The organism is Terriglobales bacterium (genome assembly GCA_035457425.1).
In the GTDB taxonomy this organism is placed as follows: domain Bacteria; phylum Acidobacteriota; class Terriglobia; order Terriglobales; family Acidobacteriaceae; genus JACPNR01.
The window spans coordinates 1-2,549 of record DATIBR010000062.1; the positions used below are offsets into that span (position 1 = coordinate 1).

Genomic DNA, 2,549 nt, shown 5'->3' on the forward strand with positions numbered 1-2,549 from the left:
AACGCGCGATGCGGCGTGACCGACGCAGCGTCGAGCTCGGCGTCGAGCGCGGCGAGCTCGCCCTGCGCGCTCTGCAGGCCGTTGGCGTCGCGGATGATGCCGACCTTCTCCCACATCAGCTCGTACAGGGCTTCGCGCACGGCTTCAACGTTCACTGATTTCTTGTTTTTGAACGGCAATTCGCAGGCGGCGACAGCGGCATCGATGGCCGCCCGATCGGGCTCGCGATGCGCCTGGTTGCGCACCCAGGCCGCCATCGAATCGCCGGCCACCGCGCCGAACACCGTGGAGTTGGCGACGCCGTTGCCGCCCAGCCGGTTGGCGCCGTGCACACCGCCCGAGTCTTCGCCGGCGACGAACAGGCCCGGCAGCACGGTGGTGCAGTCGGGCGCGAACTCCACGCCGCCCATCATGTAGTGCGCGGTGGGCACGACTTCCACCAGCCCGCCGGCGAGGTCGAAGCCACAGTCGGCGCAGCGCTCGACCATGCCCTTGAACTGCCGCGTCACTTCCGCCGGGCCGAGGTGCGCCATCGAGATATAGAGCCCGCCGTGCGGCGTCGCGCTTTTCTTCAGCTCCGAGAACATCGCGCGCGACACCACATCGCGCGTCGCGCGCTCGGCCTTCGGGTCGTAGCGCGGCATGAAGCGCTCCTTCGCCCCGTTCAGCAGGTAGCCGCCCGAACCCCGAAGCCCTTCCTCGAGGACGGTGCCGGTCATGCGCGTGTGCGTGCCGGCGAGGAGACCGGTGGGATGGAACTGCACCATCTCCATGTCGCGCAGCGCGAGGCCGGCGCGCATCGCCATGGCGAGGCCGTCGCAGGTCTTGTCGCCGGAGGGGGTGTGGTACTTGTACATCGTCGGGCCGCCGCCGGTCGCGAGCAGCACCGCCTTCGCGCGCACGAACACGTACTCGCCGGTGCGCATGTCGATGAAGAGAACGCCGGAAATGCTGTTCTGGTCTTTTGCTTTGATGAGCTCGACCGCGCGGTGCTCCTCGAGGCGATGGATGCGTCGCGACCAGACCTGCTCGGCCAGGCGGTTGATGATCTCGATGCCGGTCAGGTCGCCCTTGTGCACCGTGCGGTCGAAGGTCTGGCCGGCGAACGCCTTCTGGTGCACGGTGCCGTCGGGGTTGCGGTCGAAGAAGCAGCCCAGCTCGTTCTCGAGCTCCCTGATTCGTTCTATGGCCAAGGTCACCAGTTTCCACGCGAGCTCCTGATCCGAGAGCCAGGCGCCGCCGACGATGGTGTCCATGAAGTGGCGCTCCACCGAGTCTTCCTTGGCGAGCGCGACGTTGTAGCCGCCCTGCACCATGCGCGTGCAGCCGCACTTGCCGAGCAGCCCCTTCACCGCCACGGTGATTGAAAGCGGCGTCGCGGCCCGCAGTCCCGCCTGGTGCGCGTGCAGCGCGGCGAACAGCCCCGCGCCGCCCGAGCCGAGGATCAGGATGTCGCTACTGAGCTCTTGCACGAGCGGGTTCGGCGCGCTTCACCTTGAACTGGGTGACCAGCACGATGGCGACGAGGGCGAAGCCGACCGCGTCGAACAGGGTCTTCGGATAGACGAGCAGCACGCCGGCCACCAGCAGCATGACGCGCTCGTACGCCGTGGTCTTCTTGAACAGCCAGCCCTGGAAAGCGCCGCACAGCGCAAGGATGCCGACCGCGGCGGTGAAGGTGACGAGCGCGATCGAGCCCCAGTCCGCGTCGCCGAGCGTCTTGAACGACCCGGTAAGGAGCAGCCCCGTGCCGCTCGGGTCGAGCACGAACATGAAGGGCACCAGGAACGCGGGCGTGGTGTACTTCCAGCACTGCAGCGTGGTCTTGTACGGATCGCCGCCGGTGATCGCGGCCGCGGCGAACGGCGAGAGCGCGGTGGGCGGCGACACTTCCGACAGCACCGCGTAGTAGAAGATGAACATGTGCGCCGCGAACTCGGGCACCTTGAGCGCGATGAGCGCCGGCGCGGCGATCACCGCGCAGATGATGTAGGAGGCGGTGACCGGCACCGCGAGGCCGACGATCCACACGATCAGCGCCGTATAGATCGCGGTGAGGAGCAGCGAGTTGCCCGCGTAGGCGAGCACGATCGAGCTGAACTTGAGGCCCAGGCCGGTCAGCGTGACCACGCCGACGATGATGCCGGCGCCCGCGCAGGTGGCGGCCACGTTCAGCACCGAGAGCGAGCCGCCCTGCAGCGCTTTTGACACGCCCGAGTCGGTCAGATTTCTCCAGAACGGTCTTTTCTCGAAAGTCAGAAGCGCGGTGTCCCGGCGCAGGAAACTCGTCACCAGCGCGACCACCGTGGCCCAGAACACCGACAGCTCGGCCGAAAAGCCGAGCAGCATGAACACGATGATCGAGATCAGCGAGCTGAAGTGATACCAGTAGCGCTTGGCCAGCGTCCAGGCGCTGTCGACTTCCGCAAAGCTCACGTCCTTCATGCCGAACTTGCGCACGTCGATCTCGACCATCAGGAACAGCGTCAGGTAGTACAGGCAGGTCGGGATGACCGCCATCAGCAGCACGTCCAGGTACGAGATCTTGA

At 66.8% G+C, this 2,549-nt stretch carries 2 protein-coding genes; both read right to left on the minus strand.

The genetic code is table 11. From position 1 onward, the window contains the following. A partial coding sequence (locus VLA96_04365) for an FAD-binding protein (protein ID HSE48421.1) occupies nucleotides 1–1,472 on the minus strand: 1,472 nt, incomplete at its 3' end. Further along, the coding region (locus VLA96_04370) for a DUF3394 domain-containing protein (GenBank protein ID HSE48422.1) at nucleotides 1,456–2,549 on the minus strand (1,094 nt) is incomplete at its 5' end. The genes VLA96_04370 and VLA96_04365, both read right to left, overlap by 17 nt.